Genomic DNA, 15,925 nt, shown 5'->3' with positions numbered 1-15,925 from the left:
CTGTAAAGAGTGTGCAAAATGAAAATACTTCCCGTTATTTCTCCCAAAGGTGGAGAAGGCAAATCCACGTTTGCTGCTTACCTTGCCGGTTTTCTTGCCGATGCCGGTCTGAACACCCTCCTTGTGGATGCAGACTATTCCCAGCCCACAGCCAGCAGTATCTTCGCGCTGGAGCATGAATCCCCTTTCGGTCTTTATGAATTGCTGATGCAGATGGTCAGTGACCATACGCAATGCATTTCGCAGACCGCCATAAAAAATCTCGATGTCATCTACTCTAACGACCCGGACGAACTGTTGCCGACCGCGATGCTCCACGCTGCAGATGGCCGTCTTCGCCTGCGTAACATACTTCAGCATCCTTTCTTTAACCGTTATGACGCCATTATTGTGGATTCTAAAGGCGCAACAGGCGTTATGACTGAGCTTTCCCTCCTGTCCTCTACCGGTAATGTGATGGGCGTTGTTAAACCCATCCTTCCGGATGTCCGTGAATTTATCCGCGGCTCCCTTCATATGCTTACCCGCCTGAAAACCTATGAAAATTACGGTATCCGCCTTCCTGATATTTCCATTCTCGTCAACTGTATCGAAAACACTCTGCTTGACCGTGAAGCAATGGACGGTCTTGCCGCCATCATTAACGAAAAACATTACGACGCCTCTGCACTGGGCAACCGTGACGTTTATCGTTTACTCAATACCCGTATTGAGGGGCTGGATATTTTCAAACTGGGGCACGTCAAGCAGCAGCCCGTGCATCGTCTGGAATACAAAACACGCCGCAAAGGTCCAGCCGCAGCCGTTACCATGCACGACCTTGCCTGTGAGCTGTTTCCTGAGTGGAAAGATCGATTTGACGATGTTCTCTCCAGGGAGGTTCGCGTATGAATCGGAATCAAATCTGGCGGGCTGTCGCTTATTCAATTAACACCTCTAAGTTTCAGGAAGAGGTTTTTGTTTTTGTCGATGCACCCGATCGGGAAAAAGCGAAAGAGCGGATTTACGAGCGGCTGGCAGAGGAATGGGGTATCAGTAAAGCAGGTCAGTGGGATGATAAGCCGGCACGTATCGAATTTCATAATCTCTGTGATGAGAAAGAATTACGCGATATAGCTCTTGGGACACAAGTACCGCCAGGTATGCCGTTGCTTGAGAGTGGCTGGGATGGAAGGAGGACAATTTATGATACAACACCCCTGATTCTGGTCGCTTCTCCGGGTCTCCGTGAAGTGCTGGACAGTGCCCTGCAGGAGGTGCGTCATGACTGAGATGATGATGCCCTGTTCCTATGAGGCTGAGCAGGCTGTATTAGGCGGCCTGATGCTTGATAACGACCGGTGGGATGAGGTGATACTGCAAATCTCCCCGGAAGATTTGTTTTCCCGGCCGCACCGTATGGTCTTCCGCGTCATGGCCGAGCTGGCCGGAGAAGGGCTACCGCTGGATCTCATCACTATTACGGAACGGCTGGAGAACAGAGGCGACCTTGAACAGTGTGGCGGCTTTGCTTATCTGGCTGAAATGAGTAAAAACACGCCGTCTGCAGCCAATATCCTGGCTTACGCCGGGGTGGTGGCGGAGAAAAGCCGCCTGCGGCAGCTGATGACTGTGGGTAACAGTCTTCTTTCCGATGTGCAGGCCCCGAAAGCCAGCTCGGCGGGCATTCTTGAGTCGGCCGAAGGTAAGTTGTTTAACATTGCCGAACAGGGAGCCATGCAGCTCAACAGTGAGACCGGTGTTAACGAGGTGCTGGATAAACTGCTGACGCAACTGGAAAGCATGTCCGCCAGTGACGGCCTCACCGGGACACCGACAGGGTTCAGTGAACTGGACGCGATGACCTGTGGTCTCCAGCCCGGCGATCTGGCCCTGCTGGCCGCCCGTCCTTCCATGGGGAAAACGTCGCTGGCCATGGCCGCCTGCACAGCGGCCGTGAGCGCAAAACCTGACGATCACGTCTTTGTGTTCAGTCTTGAAATGCCCTCAGAGCAGCTGATGATGCGCCTGCTGGCGATGGAAGGCCGGGTGGAACTGTCCCGGCTTCGCAGCGGCAACATGGATGATGAAGACTGGGCTCGCGTGTCCGAGGCAACCGGTCGCATTATTGAGTGGAAAAACCGTCTGATCATTGATGATACCAGTTACCAGACCCCGGCCACACTGCGCGCCCGCGCCCGACGCTATGTCCGCAAATACGGCAGACCCTCTCTCATCATGCTGGACTATCTGCAGCTTGTCCGCTCCCCCGAGCAGGAAAACCGCACGCAGGAAATAGCGGAAATTTCCCGCTCGCTTAAGGCGCTCGGTAAAGAGCTGGGCTGTCCGGTACTGGCGCTTTCCCAGCTCAACCGCCTGGTGGAGCAGCGGGCCGATAAACGCCCCAATAATGGTGACCTGCGTGACTCCGGTGCGCTGGAGCAGGATGCGGACCTCATCATGTTTATTTACCGGGATGAGGTTTATAACCCCGGCACCCCTGATGCCGGGGTGGCTGAGATCATTGTCGGCAAGCAGCGGCAGGGGCCAACCGGCACGGTAAAAGTCAAATTTGACGGGCGTTACACCCTCTTTTCGGAGTTTCAGGAAGGCAGCTATGACTTCGGTTACCGCAGCGGGAGGAAACAGGCATGAGCCGTAAAAGTTCTAATGTGGGGGCTGCCATGCTGCAGCCCGGACGCCAGTCGCAGGCGGCCGGCAATATCAGCGTCATGCCGGCGGCTGAAATGCCCATGGTCCTGACGCTCGACCAGTTAAGCCCGAATCCTGATAATCCGCGAACATCACGCAATCCGCGTTATGACGATATCAAGGCTTCCATCCGTTCGCGCGGGCTGGACACCGTGCCCAAAGTCACCCGTGACCCGGATGGTGAGCCCGATATGTACATCTTCAGCGACGGGGGTAATACACGTTATCAGATCCTGTCAGAACTGTGGCAGGAAACCGGAGAAGACCGGTTTTTCCGCGTCCATGTGTTGTTCAAGCCGTGGCCGGGACGGCTGCAGTGTGTTATTGGCCATCTGGCAGAGAATGAAGTGCGCGGGGAGCTAAGTTTTATTGAAAAAGCGCAGGGGATCCACAAAGCCCGCTCTATATATGAAGAGCAGATGGGAAAGACGGTTTCGTTGCGTCAGTTGTCAGAGCTACTGACCCATGAAGGTTTGCCAGTCCATTACTCAACAGTCAGCCGTATGGAAGATGCGCTGAAATATCTTTATCCGTGGATCCCAGACCTGCTTGAGTCCGGGCTTGGCAGGCCACAAATAACGTCACTGCTGGCGCTCCGGCATGATGCGGAACGCGTGTGGGATGAGTTTTGCCTGATTTCAGACACAGGCGACAAATCCTTCAGCGACGTTTTTGGCCAGTGTTGTGGCCGTTTCAACTCCCCGGAACTGTGGTCTCTGGAGATTTTTCGCGATGAATTTATTGGTGATTTACTGCAGGCGTTACCCCATCCGGAACTGGACTATGACCGCTGGATGATGGAACTCGATCCTAAAGAACGCAACCGCAGACATCACTTTGGCGAGCCGGAGACGGTTGCCTTTCCCGCCGCAAACAAGCCTGTTAATGCTGATCACGCCCTGCATACCACAGGCTCAGATGAGAGTGAAGGCGTCCCGCTACCTGTCTCCAGTTCACGTCCTGAGGTCTCAGGAGGGGCTGTAACGCCCGTTCCGGGTAATGCGTCTTCTCCTTCTGAAACACCGATTAATGAGCCCCCCCGGCATGAGGTTCAGCCAGATATGTACGGTGCCGCGCCGGTCATTTCAGGTGAGAGCGGGGATGTTAGCGGGCTGGTTACCCTCTCAGATGGGTACGGAGAAGAGAATGGTGGAGAAGAGGACAATGGGGTGGATGGCCTGCTTTCTCTTTTAACACCAGAACCTGAAGTTGTCCTGCAGGATGACGCGCCGGTGACTCATGACAGCATCTGGCATGTGCCGGACCATCAGGACGATATTGAACACCTGCAGAATACCGCTTTTCGTCTGGCCTGGGAGCTGGGTGAGGTCCTTGGCTGCGAAGATGAAATTCTTCCTCAACGCGACAACGACATGTCTGCCGGTTACGTCGGGGCAGGTGAGGTGTGTTCTGAAGCCGCCGCATTTCTGCTGGGCCTGACCGGCGAAGCGCCTGCGCTGCATCCTGCGGCAGGAGTGTGTGGTCTGCCGGAGCTTTTCACCGGCGGCCCGGGTGACGGGGAAGCACCTGCACTGACAGATGAAGATGCTCTGAAACTGCTGCGCCTGATGCGCGTTATGCGCCGTCTTCGGGAGCTGCAACGTGGTCTGACGTACGGGGAGGATAACAGTGATGAATAACTCACAGCGACAGTTGCGACTGCTGAATCTTGTCAGGAAACTGCTGAAGCTGGGCCGCAGCAACAGTAATGCCCATGAGGCAGGACTGGCCCTACAGCGTGCCCAGAAGCTGATGGCCAGATACGGTATCAGCGAGCTTGACGCCGGTCTTACATCTGTGCGCGAGGCGTCTTCCCGCACGGCCCCTTCGGATGCTGAAAAAGTTCCGGAATGGATGGTGACCCTTGTCCGGGGCGTCTGTCATGCCTTTGGCTGCCGCGCTTATTACTCATGGCGTCAGACCTCTGCCGGGTATCGCCGTTCGGTAACCTTTTACGGATTCAGTGAAAAACCTGAGATAGCAGCCTATGCCTTTGATGTGCTGACGCGCCAGCTGAAAGATGCCACAAATTCTTATCTCAAAACCCAGAGTAAGCGGCTGAAACTGGCCACACGCCGGGCGAGAGCGGAGCAGTTCCGTGACGGCTGGGTATGTGGGGTGCGTGAGGTGATATCGGCAACTGACATCAGCAGCGAGGAGCAGCAGGTGATGAGTCACTGGCTGGAAAGCCGCAGTATGAAAACAGTCACAACCCGTGAACTGAAAGCCTGCCGCGGGGCGGATACAGCACGTTATCAGGGGTATGAAGCCGGACAAAATGCCCGTCTTCATCAGGGTGTCAGCGGCCGGGGTCCGGCAGCCATTGGTTACCGTCAGGATTAAGGGGGAATGATGAACAGTTTATCTCAGGCTGCAAACGGATTATTGATGCAGCTGGTTATGGATCTCAGAAGTGGCTATCTCCGCCGCTGCGAATCGCTGGGACTGAACCGCGAGGAAATGCAGATGCTGCAGGGGCTCTCGCTCGAAGAGCTTCACTACCTTTCAGGCAGTGAGGTGTCGATCATCAGTGTGGGCATCAATCACGGCAATCTGGTGCGCATGCTGCAGCAGGCCCGGACGGAACAGAAACGACTCCAGCGTATCGATCGGGCGCTGGCGCTGGGCGGCTCCATTGAACTGATGGCCAATTACTTCGGGCTCTCCAGTACGGACGTGGCGGCCCGCCGTCGCATTGCCGGTATCGATGTCCGGCCGGGGCGCGGTAACGCACTGGGTGATGAGGAAAACGCCGCCCTGTGGCGTCAGTGGCAAAAGTCCGGCGTTGAAGACGCGGAAAGTGCTGACGGGCTGGACGTAATGATGCTGGCTGCAGAACAGATGAACGTCTCGCTGACGTCGGTCTGGCATGCCGTCCGTGGCTGGCACAAGACCCGGCAGCCTTCTCCGGCCCGAACGCCGGTAAGGAAGACGGCATGAAATACAGAATGGTTGCGCCGGGCCTGCGGGCTCCCCATGGTACGCCGCCGCAATGCTGTCAAAAGGCGTTACGTCAGGTTCGCCGTTTCCGGCAGGGGGCGCGTAATTACACCCGGCTCGATGAGAAAGGCTGCGGTTACTACAAAATCGATCTCGGCCCGTTCTGGCGTCTGCTGAGTCGCAACGAAGGCCGGACATGGCTTCTTCTCAGCCACGAACGCTATAACAGCGCCATACGGAAATAGCAGCATGACAGCCTGTTTACCCTGCACCCGTACGCGGGTGCAGTACTAAGCATACTGACAGTTCAGAACGGCCGTGATGGCGGCCGAAAAGGAAAAATAATGAGTCTGCCTGCAGAAAGCCTGATTGCTTATACGCTGGATAAAATGAATGCCCGCCTTGCGGCCAGTCCCCGGCGGGATGATGGCAGGATACGTAACGGCCTGCTGTATACCGGAAATGTGCATGATTCCATTCCCCGCCGGCTGTTGCTCGACACGCGGTTGTCACCACTGGACAAGATGGGCTGGATGATGATCCGGCTGTATGCACAAAATAATGAGGGGGCGGTTTTCCCCAGCTATGACGAACTGCAGCTGCAGCTTGCCTCACCCGGAAAGGGGAAAGCCTCAAGGGAAACGGTAAGCCGCGTCCTGCTTATGCTGCGAATAACCGGCTGGCTCAGCCTCTGTAAACGCGTGCGGGATGATAAAGGGCGGGTGCGGGGGAATATCTATGCTCAGCACGATGAGCCCCTGACGTTCAGCGATGCGGAAATGCTCGACCCCCGCTTCCTTGATACGGTGGCGGATGCCTGCCTGAGTAAAAACCGGACTATCAGCCAGACCGCCCGCGAAGTGCTCGACGATATAAAAAACGACCCCACCATGCGCCATTATCGCAGCCATCTTGCGCTGATCGAATCGCGTCTGGACCGCCCACAGACGCCCAGCCAGATGGCGAAACATCATCATCGAATACCCTGTCCCGCACCGGGTTCGGAAACCGAACTCAGTCATAAACGGCCAGGAATCGCCGCTAAAAAACAGGGTTCGAATACCGAACTCAGTCCAGAAAGGCATAACAACTCACTGAGTTCGGAATCCGTACTGCCAGTAAAAACAGGCAGTTATGGCCGGGTTCGGAAACCGAACCATTACGTACGTAGTATCACACACAGTGTGAATAAAAATACGTACGTACCGGGTAAACCTGTGCTTCCCGACAGTCTGCATGAACTTGTTCCGGCAGAAGATATTGCCATGCTGACCGCACAGCTGCAGGCGTTACCTGAGGAGCAGGCACAACTTGTGCTGCTCAGCCTGCAAAAGGTGATGGCACGCCAGCAGCTCAGCAACCCGGTTGGCTGGTTGCTGGCCGTGATGAAGAAGGCGCGTGAGGGCAGGTTATACGCGCCCCGTCAGGGTGGCGATATATCTGACAGTGTCGGGCAAAAAACAGTTCAGCGTCCCGAACAGCAACAATGGAAACCCGAACCACGCGCCTCTGCCCGCCCGGTATCGGAGGAAAATATCAGGGATCTGGTGAAGAAAATTCGGGAAAAAATCATAAATTCATGAGATTGCAGATTTTTACAGGAAGCGGCGCATGAAGTCTTGCACTTTTGTCAGCAAAAATGCTGGCTAGAAAATGAGCGCTGTTGCCAGTGGCAACAGTGGTTAAAAGCCAGGCAATATTTCTTCGCCATAAAAGAGATGAAGGTCCTGCAAATTTGTAATGGTGACGATCTGGTTTTAAGTTGTTCATATACCCCTCTCGCCCGGACTATCTCAAGCGTGTCAAAACTCATTACCCACTAAAGAGAGGCGTTAGACATGTCTGATGGTAAAACAAAGGGCGGAACAACCGCTTCACGAGCGGGGGCCCTACAGTCCTCTGTTAATATCCTGCTCCATACACATTATGCAATCCGGCTTTGGGAGGGCAGGAAACGTGATGCTCCGGACGAGACAGGGGTGAAAAAAAAGAGGCCTGAAATAATCAGCATGCCGCAAGCCATTGCGCGAGCTGGTAATGCTTCCCGAGACTCAGCGGCAGATAATCCCTATGCCGATATGGCTCTGGTACGGCTCGAAGAAGCCCTGCAACGAGCAACACTTAAAATTAATGAAAACGTCAGTTCACTGGATGCCATATTGTCAGCCGTACCCAAAGGGGTAACGCTCTCGGAAGTTGAATCAGCCGATCCGTTAAATGTCAGCGTTTTCAGCCGTTCACCGTTAGGATACCGGTGCGTATGGCTTCTGGTTGGATATGATCAGTTAGCAATGAAAGCTTTCCAGGCTTTTCATTACGGACTGATTTCGCGTTCGCAACGTGACACTATCCTGGACAATGGTGGCCATGCTGTTCGTCAGGTCTATGGCGTGATTCAGTCTTACCGAACACTTGCAGTGACTCGCCGTGATATTGCAGAAAAAACCACGCAAGGGCTTGTTGCCATTGAGCGAAATGGCGAACCTGATCCGGATGTGTTAAGCGGTAAAAAACGCTCTTCGTTCTCACCTCCGCTTAAAAACAACATAGCAGAGGAGGAATAATATGATTCGCCCTGTGTTCCTCCTCACCTCCTTCTTTTTACTGAGCGGATGCGCAACAACGGACTGGGCTGCGATTAATAAACAGGTCAGTGACACAGCCGCAAACCTGACAAAAACGTTGGGCGGCAACAGCAGCGGAGAAAGTGGCGGGATGCCGCTGATGAGTCCGGCGGGGCAACAGGCCATGAAGTCCGTCGATAAAACGTTCTCCGTGCCGGTCGATGTGGATACCGCGGCGGCCCGCCTGAAGCGCCATTACAAATTTATCTCCACGCAGGAGCTTGAGGCACTGCGGCAGGCCGCAAATGACGGGGACTGGAAAGCGGCGGCTGAAGATGATGCGCATCCCGTCTGGGACGCCATGCCGGGCAGTTACTACAAAATGGGCTCCGACTGGAACGAACGTGATCACCTGGATATCGAAATCGAGAAAAACGGGTCCGGCAGCAGGCTCTATGTTGTCTATCGCTCATCATCATCACAGCGTCTGGCCGGGTCCGGCGTCACGAAGCTGATGAATGATGTCCGCGCTGTTGCGGCGGGTGAAAAACGCTGATGCGGGAGGCAACACATGCAACTCTTTCTGTGTGAAAAACCATCACAGGCAAAGGATATTGCCCGCGTGCTGGGTATCAGCAAGCGTGAGCAGGGATTTATCAGCGGCGGTAACATCGTTGTGACCTGGGCGGTCGGCCATTTACTCGAAACTGCCAGCCCTGAAACCTATGGTGAGCAGTATGGCAGGCCATGGCGTGCCGATGTCCTGCCTGTGCTGCCTGAGACCTGGGAAATGGTCGTCAAGGAGCAGACAAAATCGCAGTTCACTGTTATCAGTAAGCTGCTCAAAAAGGCCTCTGAGGTGGTCATCGCCACCGATGCCGACCGCGAGGGCGAGGTGATCGCGCGTGAGCTGCTGGAATACTGCCGCTACAGTGGCGCGGTACGCCGGCTCTGGTTGTCAGCCCTGGATGAGGCCAGTGTGAAGGAAGCACTGGGCAATATTCTTCCCGGAGAAAAAACAGCCCTGCTGTACGATGCCGGCAAGGGCCGGAGCCAGGCTGACTGGCTCATCGGTATGAACCTGACCCGCCTTTATACTCTCAAAGCCCGTGACTCAGGGGTGTCAGAAGTGCTGTCCGTCGGGCGGGTACAGACGCCGACGCTTGCCATGGTGGTTAACCGGGATAATGAAATTACGTCCTTCGTGCCAAAGCCCTGGTGGCAGGTACATGCGCTTATTGAAAAAGAGGGCGTCCGGTTCCGGGCTGGCTGGGTGCCCGTTGAGCAGTACTGTGATGAGGAAAAGCGTTGCATCAATCCTCAGGCTGCCCGGGCGGTGGGACAGCTGTGTCAGCAGCAGGGCAGGGCTGCGGTACTGGAGGTGACACAGAAGCGGGAGAAAACGGCGGCACCCCTCTGTTTTGACCTGGGCACCCTTCAGCAGGTCTGTTCCCGAAAATTCGGCATGAGCGCAAATGATGTGCTCGCCATTGCTCAGTCACTTTACGAAACCCACAAAGCGACCACCTACCCCCGTACAGACTGCGGTTTTCTGCCAACTTCCATGCAGCAGGAAATATCCGACGTGCTGGCTGCAGTGGCGAAATCCGATCCGGCTGTGGCCCCGGTACTGAATCAGCTGGACAGGCAGTTTGTCTCGCGTGTCTGGAATGACAAAAAAATCACCGCGCACCATGCCATCATTCCCACCCGACAGGCATTTGATTTGTCACGCCTCAGTGCCGATGAGCTGAAGGTCTACCAGCTAATTCGCCAGCATTATTTCGCCCAGTTCCTTCCGCTGCAGGAATCTGACGTGACGGAGGCCTCTTTCAATATCGGTGGACAGCTGTTCCGTACACGCGGGAAAGTCGGTGTGGTGACGGGCTGGAAGTCATTGTTCCTGGCTGAAAAAGATGACGATGAAGAGGACGTCGACGGTGACAGTATGGCGCTGCCGGCGCTGGCAAAAGGGGATATTTGCGCTGTCACCGGTTCTGAGGTTAAGGATATGAAAACCAGTCCGCCCAAACCGTTCACGGAGGGGACGCTGATTGCTGCCATGAAGAACGCGGCCAGTTTCGTCAGTGACCCGAAGCTGAAGAAAGTGCTGCGTGATAACGCCGGTCTGGGCACAGAGGCGACGCGTGCGGCTGTGCTTGAAACCCTCTTCAAACGACACTATCTGGAGAAAAAAGGGAAGCACATCCACTCAACGCAGATGGCCCGGGAGCTGATTGCGGCCCTGCCGGAAACGCTGACGAGCCCGGGCATGACCGCATTATGGGAGCAGGCACTGGATGATATTTCGCAGGGGAAAATGTCGCTTGCGGTCTTTATGCAAAAGCAGCTGCAGTGGACCCGTCACCTTGTCGAAAAAGGCCGCCAGGACAGTGTGAAAATTACTGCTCCCGTCACGCCTCCCTGCCCGTTATGCAAAGGACCCACGCGTAAACGTAAAGGTAAAAATGGTGATTTTTGGGGGTGCATACGCTATCCGGACTGTGAGGGAATTATCAGTACAGGTAAGAAGAAAGCAGCGAAGCGTAAAAAAACATCGGTTAAGGCTAAAACAGAATAATCCGCGCAGTATTGAACTATTTCACTGTACAACCCCGGGCCGGGTTCTGCTATTGTTGCCAGGCTTTGATGCATAGGTGCCCCGCTGGCCACGGTGCTGTAAGGTAAACTTTAACGGGATTTACCCCTAGCAGGCTTGGCAGGAAGTTATTGCACACTAACTGACCTGTAAGACGCATGCACTCTGTGAAAACCGCGTCGGGATTATTCCCCGGAGACAGATGAGACGACCGCAGGTTAAGGCACTGACCCCAGGGCACCGGAAACGGTGCCCTTTTATTTTTACGGATCACGTTTTCCATTTTGACCGTTGACATTCCGGGAGAACGGTTTAATTATAAAAGTGCTAAACCGTCGTTCATACGACCACCAATGATTCAGTAGCCTGTGAGAATCGCCTTCGGGTGGCTACAGCGAAAGCTCCTGTAACCTGAAAGGGAGCAAACTTTGGTACATCTGCGCACCTTTGAAAGCAGATATCGCCTGTACAAGCGCATTACGACGCGGCGATGAAGGTTCCTTCAACATACCAGACTCTCAGGATTCAACCGATCCTGACCCCCGACGGGAAACCACTCCCGTCAGGGCAGATGGTTTCTCCGTCGTACCTATTTTTACCTCCATGGAGAAAACATCATGTCTGCAAACAATACTTCTGCATCTGCAAAATCTGAGTACTTCAACCTGACTATTAAAGGCATCGGGTATCTCAGCAACATCCGCCAGGTTAACCATCAGAATGGCTCGTTCCTCAGCTGCGTAATCAATGCACTGAGCGGTCCGACTGACAATCCGGCCTACGTCCGTTTTGACATTTCTGTCGCAGGTAAAGAGGCTACCAGCCTTATCGCCCGCTGCCAGAAAGCCGTCGATGAAGACAAAAAAGTCCTGCTGGGCTTTAACCTGAGTAATCCGTCCACGGACATATTTACGCTGAACAAGGGCGAGCATGCCGGCGAACAGCGTGTCAGTCTGAAAGCCCGCCTGATAAAGGTGGACTGGATCAAAATAGGCCAGGACATGGTTTACAAGACTGAAAAATCTGACTCCGTGCCGCCGCAGAATGGCTCTGCCGCACAACAAAACTACGCAGAAAACTCATTCTGATGCGCACCTGACACACCCCGTTCGCGGGGTGTTTCTTTATTCTTTACAGGAGAAATGATTATGTCCTCACGCGGCGTTAACAAGGTGATTCTTGTCGGTAATCTCGGCCAGGATCCTGAAGTGCGTTATATTCCCAATGGCAGTGCAGTTGCCACCCTTTCTCTGGCCACGTCTGAGAGCTGGCGTGATAAGCAGTCCGGTGAACAGAAAGAAGTGACCGAATGGCACCGGGTGGTTATTTTCGGCAAGCTGGCAGAAATTGCGGGTGAATATCTGCGCAAAGGCTCCCAGGTTTACATCGAGGGCCAGCTGCGCACACGCAAATGGACCGATCAGTCCGGCCAGGAGAAATACATCACAGAGGTGGTGGTAAACATTGGTGGCACCATGCAGATGCTTGGCGGTCGCCAGTCCGGCAGCGGTCAGAATACGTCTTCCCGGAATGACTGGGGCCAGCCTCAGCAACCTTCCGGACCGACTCACAGTGGCCAGGCTTCCGGCAGCAGTGCCGGTGCGCCACCGATGGACTTCGATGACGATATACCGTTCATTGGATTCGGGTATGGAGTACCAAAATCGGCAATCCATGCACTCTGAACAGCCTTTATGGCAGTTGCTCTGAACTTACACATAATCCGGTCAGCATTTAAGGATAACTGACATGCCTGTTATACTGAGGATCAACGGTTTCCGGTTCTTTTTTTATTCTAATGAAGGTAACCCGCTCGAACCTGCACACATTCACGTAATGAAAGCAGGTAGTGAAGCCAAATTCTGGTTAACGCCATCAGTGGCTCTGGCCAGTAACGATGGGTTTAATTCACGGGGATTAAAAGAACTGACGGGGATCGTTGAAGATAACCAAGCATTGTTTCTGGAGGCCTGGAATGACTATTTCAGCTAAACGGGTCAGCTTCGATGAGGCCACGATGTGGGTTGAACTCAACGACGCTCGTACCATCGGTGTGCCGCTGGCATGGTTTCCACGCCTGTTGCATGCTTCAACTGAACAGCTTAACAGCTATGAACTGAGTCCCCGTGGTATCCACTGGGACGCGCTGGACGAAGACATTTCTATTGCGGGTTTGCTTGAAGGCCGCGGCGATGTGACCCATCGTCCCCATAAAGTAGCCTGACAGCGCGCTATTAGTGAAAAACGCTGGCTTTTGCCGGCGTTTTTTTTCATCAACGGAAAATCAGTTGTTAATTGAGTGAAACCGGACCGATTCCGCACAGTGAGGGCTGTTTTATCACTGTACAGGAAAATTCCGGATGAAACGTAACACCTCTCACAACATATTTTCACCAGGCAGGCTTGCCACTTTTCTTCCCCTGCTGCTCCTTGCGGGCTGTGTTTCCCAGCCGCAAAAGTTGCAGCAACGCGCGCCTGCCGACCCGACACCCGGCACCACCGTCACCCGCAACGTTCAGCCGGTCTCTCCGGACGAGTATGCGCGGACGCCGGAAGTGGTGCGCTACGATCGTTATCTGCTGGTCAGTACCGATCCGCAGGCGGCCCAGCGTGACCCTCTCTCGCAGATTATTGATATCCGTATCCCGTCATCCCTGCATCCTACCGTGGCGGATGCACTGCGTTACGCCCTGCGCCAGTCCGGTTATTCCCTGTGCGCGACAGGCTCTGCCAACGGCGTGCTTTACCGCCAGGCATTGCCGGCGGTTCAGTACCAGTTGGGCCCGATGCGCCTGCGTACTGCCCTGCAGGTTATGGCCGGTCCGGCCTGGCAGCTGGAAGTGGACGATGTGCAGCGGGTGGTCTGCCACAGCCTGCGCGACGGCTACCAGCTGCCGGTCTCCCAGCTTCCGCCGCCGGTCAGCACCTGGTCCACGCCTGCGCCGTCCGCCGTGTCACAACCGGCCATCAGCGCCCCTCAGTCCGTACCGGTTAAACCTGTCAGCGGAGGGTTTCTGAGAAAATGAGCGAACAGCAACCATTCCATACGGACCCCGCGCCGGCCCGTAAAAGATTCAGCTGGCGTCCCCGCCGCCGTCTCATCTGGGGCGCTGCCGGCGATGTGGCGCTCGCCGGCATTCTGGCGCTGGGCTACACCGCCTTCAGCCTGGGCATATCGAACCTTGATGAACGCCTTGCACGCCTTGAATCTCAGGGCAGTACAGCGGCCACTGTTGAGACAGTCGCGGCCCTGCAGTCAGATGTGACCATGCTCAGAGCCGGTCTGCAGGATACCCGAAAAAAACTTGGTGAGATGCAGCAGGAGCTGAGCGCTGCTGCGAAACAGGCCGGCAGCGACGACGCCGTGCGTCAGTCATTGCGAACCCTTCAGGACGCCCAGCAGGGGCTGGAAACCCGCCTGAGTGCGCTGACTGAGCAGCTGACAGCGCTGAAATCACAGCCGGCACCCGCACCCGCCGCACCTGTCGCCGCACCGGTCAAAAAAAACGCGCCTGCTGCAAAAAAGCCCCATCCCGCTGACACACGTCGTGCTGCTCCGTCCCTTCGCGTGGCCCGCAATGCGCCTTTTGTGCTGACAGGCGTGGAGAAGCGGGGGGCAGAGTCCTGGGCTGCCATCGCGCCCCGGGGCTACAGCAGCCTGTCGCAGGTGGCCCTGGTCGGAGAGGGCGAAACCGTTGCCGGCTGGACGCTGGTCAGTGCCGGTTATGGTGAGGCGACGTTTCGGGTTAACGGCCGCCTGACCGTGCTCAGAGCAGAATAACGGAGCGAATGATGAAACTGAAACATACCTTTTTAGCCGCCATGCTGCTGAGTCCCCTGACCCTGGCCGCGACCTCATCAGGACAGACGGATGTCAGCCGACAGGAATCAACACAACGGGCGGACTCCGCACAGCAAAACCTGCAGCAGCAGGCCGGTCAGTGGGGACTCAGTGCCGACGATTATCAGCGTTATCAGCAGCTGATGAAGGGACCCCGGGGTACCCAGTCGCCGGGTCTCGATCCGCTTTCCACCCTCGGTATCGAGGCGCAGACGCCGGCAGAGCGCCGTAAGTTTGCTGAAAAGTGGGTGAAGGAAGAGTTTGCCCGCACCCAGAAAGAGCTTGATTTCCAGCGTGAGGTGAACGCGGCCTGGCAGCGCCTGTATCCGGGCACACTGCCGGTCAATATGGGGAACGCCTCCGGCGTGGCGCATGACAGTGGTGGCCGGCTGGCGCTATTCGTCAGGTCAAAAGACTGCGCCACCTGCGACGCCAAACTGTCTGCCGTTCTGGCTGACAACCGGCCGGTGGACATCTATCTGGTCGACAGCCAGGGCAGTGATGATGCGCTTCGCAGCTGGGCACGGGACCATCACATTCCCGAGGAAAAGGTCCGCAAGCGCCAGATCACGCTTAACCACGACGGCGGCCGGTGGATGCGCTTTGGTAACGGCCTGATGCCGGTTTTACTGCAGCAGGCGGGAGACGGTAAATGGGCAATCGCAGCATTCTGACCGGCGCACTGGCGCTGGGCTTACTGATGGCGGCCGTCCCTGACGGCCATGCTGACCAGACGGTGCCGGAGGGTTACGTCCGCGTGGCCATGGCGTACGGCGTGCCCCCCGAAGCGCTTTACTCGGTATCACTGAGCGAGTCTTCGCGCAAACTTCCCCGCGGAATACGGCCATGGCCCTGGACCATCAATGTGGCAGGCAAAGGGTATCGCTATGAGACGCGCCTGCAGGCCTGGCAGGCGCTGCAGGTCTTTATGAAGCGTCACCCGCTTAAGCGCATCGATGTCGGTATTGCCCAGGTCAATCTGGGCTGGAACGGTCATCATTTTGCCTCGACGTGGGATGCGTTTGACCCTTACACCAACCTGAACGCCGCCGCCACCATTCTGCGTGAGTGCTGGGCGCGTAAGCCAGGCAGCTGGCTGGATGCGGCCGGCTGCTACCACCATCCCGCAGGTGGTCAGCCTGCTGCACGTTACCGCGCCATTGTGAGAGGGCATCTGGCAAAAATCAGCCCTGCACCCCGCATTTCTGCGCCGGCAGCTGAAGCGCCCCGCTCGGTTGCTGCGCTCACCCCCGATCCAGGCTTCGTCTGGACTGAACCCGGGAGATAACC

The 15,925-nt window shown here is 55.7% G+C and carries 20 protein-coding genes; 19 read left to right on the top strand and 1 reads right to left on the bottom strand.

Going from position 1 to position 15,925, the window contains the following annotated elements:
- The first annotated feature begins 18 nt into the window (after positions 1–18).
- The 8 genes from EKN38_RS23175 (at position 19) to EKN38_RS23140 (ending at position 7,214) form a co-directional block, all read left to right on the top strand.
- On the top strand, positions 19–891 hold the full coding sequence (locus EKN38_RS23175; RefSeq protein ID WP_117108925.1) for a ParA family protein: 873 nt from the start codon (positions 19–21) through the stop codon (positions 889–891).
- Positions 888–1,271: a hypothetical protein gene (locus tag EKN38_RS23170; protein ID WP_117108924.1), complete on the top strand. Its 384-nt coding sequence runs from the start codon at positions 888–890 to the stop codon at positions 1,269–1,271. The genes EKN38_RS23175 and EKN38_RS23170 overlap by 4 nt, the downstream gene beginning before the upstream one ends.
- Complete coding sequence (gene dnaB-PI / locus EKN38_RS23165) at positions 1,264–2,634, top strand: SPI-7-type island replicative DNA helicase (protein ID WP_117108923.1); 1,371 nt, start codon at positions 1,264–1,266, stop codon at positions 2,632–2,634. The genes EKN38_RS23170 and dnaB-PI overlap by 8 nt, the downstream gene beginning before the upstream one ends.
- On the top strand, positions 2,631–4,331 hold the full coding sequence (locus EKN38_RS23160) for a ParB family protein (protein ID WP_126522892.1): 1,701 nt from the start codon (positions 2,631–2,633) through the stop codon (positions 4,329–4,331). The genes dnaB-PI and EKN38_RS23160 overlap by 4 nt, the downstream gene beginning before the upstream one ends.
- Positions 4,324–5,034, top strand: coding sequence for a DUF2786 domain-containing protein (locus EKN38_RS23155; protein WP_004115576.1), 711 nt, complete (start codon positions 4,324–4,326; stop codon positions 5,032–5,034). The genes EKN38_RS23160 and EKN38_RS23155 overlap by 8 nt, the downstream gene beginning before the upstream one ends.
- A 6-nt stretch (positions 5,035–5,040) precedes the next feature.
- The gene (locus EKN38_RS23150) at positions 5,041–5,631 is read left to right on the top strand and encodes a DUF2857 domain-containing protein (protein WP_006777722.1); all 591 of its coding nucleotides are present in this window, start codon (positions 5,041–5,043) and stop codon (positions 5,629–5,631) included.
- Complete coding sequence (locus EKN38_RS23145) at positions 5,628–5,876, top strand: hypothetical protein (protein WP_004115572.1); 249 nt, start codon at positions 5,628–5,630, stop codon at positions 5,874–5,876. The genes EKN38_RS23150 and EKN38_RS23145 overlap by 4 nt, the downstream gene beginning before the upstream one ends.
- Before the next feature lie 99 nt (positions 5,877–5,975).
- Positions 5,976–7,214: an STY4528 family pathogenicity island replication protein gene (locus EKN38_RS23140; protein ID WP_048330708.1), complete on the top strand. Its 1,239-nt coding sequence runs from the start codon at positions 5,976–5,978 to the stop codon at positions 7,212–7,214.
- On the opposite strand, the gene EKN38_RS23135 is transcribed toward EKN38_RS23140, so the two are convergent.
- The gene (locus EKN38_RS23135) at positions 7,201–7,401 is read right to left on the bottom strand and encodes a hypothetical protein (RefSeq protein ID WP_126522889.1); all 201 of its coding nucleotides are present in this window, start codon (positions 7,399–7,401) and stop codon (positions 7,201–7,203) included. The two genes, EKN38_RS23140 and EKN38_RS23135, sit on opposite strands and share 14 nt — an antisense overlap.
- 68 nt (positions 7,402–7,469) lie before the next feature.
- Here EKN38_RS23135 and EKN38_RS23130 point away from each other — a divergent pair, with 68 nt between their 5' ends.
- From EKN38_RS23130 to EKN38_RS23080, 11 genes are all read left to right on the top strand, one after another.
- Positions 7,470–8,195: a PFL_4669 family integrating conjugative element protein gene (locus EKN38_RS23130; protein WP_126522886.1), complete on the top strand. Its 726-nt coding sequence runs from the start codon at positions 7,470–7,472 to the stop codon at positions 8,193–8,195.
- A 1-nt stretch (position 8,196) separates the two neighbouring features.
- Entirely contained in the window at positions 8,197–8,751 is a 555-nt protein-coding gene (locus EKN38_RS23125) for a hypothetical protein (RefSeq protein ID WP_032608279.1), read from the top strand.
- 15 nt (positions 8,752–8,766) lie between these two features.
- A complete protein-coding gene (locus EKN38_RS23120) occupies positions 8,767–10,776 on the top strand; it encodes a DNA topoisomerase III (protein WP_048330707.1) in 2,010 nt (669 codons plus the stop codon).
- A gap of 635 nt (positions 10,777–11,411) precedes the next feature.
- Complete coding sequence (locus EKN38_RS23115) at positions 11,412–11,882, top strand: STY4534 family ICE replication protein (protein ID WP_016807974.1); 471 nt, start codon at positions 11,412–11,414, stop codon at positions 11,880–11,882.
- A gap of 60 nt (positions 11,883–11,942) precedes the next feature.
- Positions 11,943–12,479, top strand: coding sequence for a single-stranded DNA-binding protein (locus EKN38_RS23110; RefSeq protein WP_016807973.1), 537 nt, complete (start codon positions 11,943–11,945; stop codon positions 12,477–12,479).
- A 64-nt stretch (positions 12,480–12,543) separates the two neighbouring features.
- Positions 12,544–12,786: a DUF4160 domain-containing protein gene (locus tag EKN38_RS23105; RefSeq protein WP_048330706.1), complete on the top strand. Its 243-nt coding sequence runs from the start codon at positions 12,544–12,546 to the stop codon at positions 12,784–12,786.
- Complete coding sequence (locus tag EKN38_RS23100) at positions 12,770–13,018, top strand: DUF2442 domain-containing protein (protein ID WP_004115558.1); 249 nt, start codon at positions 12,770–12,772, stop codon at positions 13,016–13,018. Before EKN38_RS23105 ends, EKN38_RS23100 begins: the two co-directional genes overlap by 17 nt.
- 136 nt (positions 13,019–13,154) lie before the next feature.
- Entirely contained in the window at positions 13,155–13,820 is a 666-nt protein-coding gene (locus EKN38_RS23095) for a PilL N-terminal domain-containing protein (RefSeq protein WP_048330705.1), read from the top strand.
- Positions 13,817–14,575: a hypothetical protein gene (locus tag EKN38_RS23090; RefSeq protein WP_126522883.1), complete on the top strand. Its 759-nt coding sequence runs from the start codon at positions 13,817–13,819 to the stop codon at positions 14,573–14,575. Before EKN38_RS23095 ends, EKN38_RS23090 begins: the two co-directional genes overlap by 4 nt.
- A gap of 11 nt (positions 14,576–14,586) precedes the next feature.
- Positions 14,587–15,309 carry a TIGR03759 family integrating conjugative element protein gene (locus EKN38_RS23085; protein WP_126522903.1) on the top strand — a complete coding sequence of 241 codons (723 nt, stop codon included), beginning with the start codon at positions 14,587–14,589 and terminating at the stop codon, positions 15,307–15,309.
- Positions 15,288–15,923: a transglycosylase SLT domain-containing protein gene (locus tag EKN38_RS23080; protein WP_126522881.1), complete on the top strand. Its 636-nt coding sequence runs from the start codon at positions 15,288–15,290 to the stop codon at positions 15,921–15,923. The genes EKN38_RS23085 and EKN38_RS23080 overlap by 22 nt, the downstream gene beginning before the upstream one ends.
- The last annotated feature ends 2 nt before the right edge of the window (positions 15,924–15,925 follow it).

The organism is Enterobacter sp. WCHEn045836, from assembly GCF_003965585.1.
Classification (GTDB): domain Bacteria; phylum Pseudomonadota; class Gammaproteobacteria; order Enterobacterales; family Enterobacteriaceae; genus Enterobacter; species Enterobacter dissolvens.
Note: the sequence above shows the minus strand (reverse complement) of the source record. Positions and strands in the feature narration are given on the sequence as shown.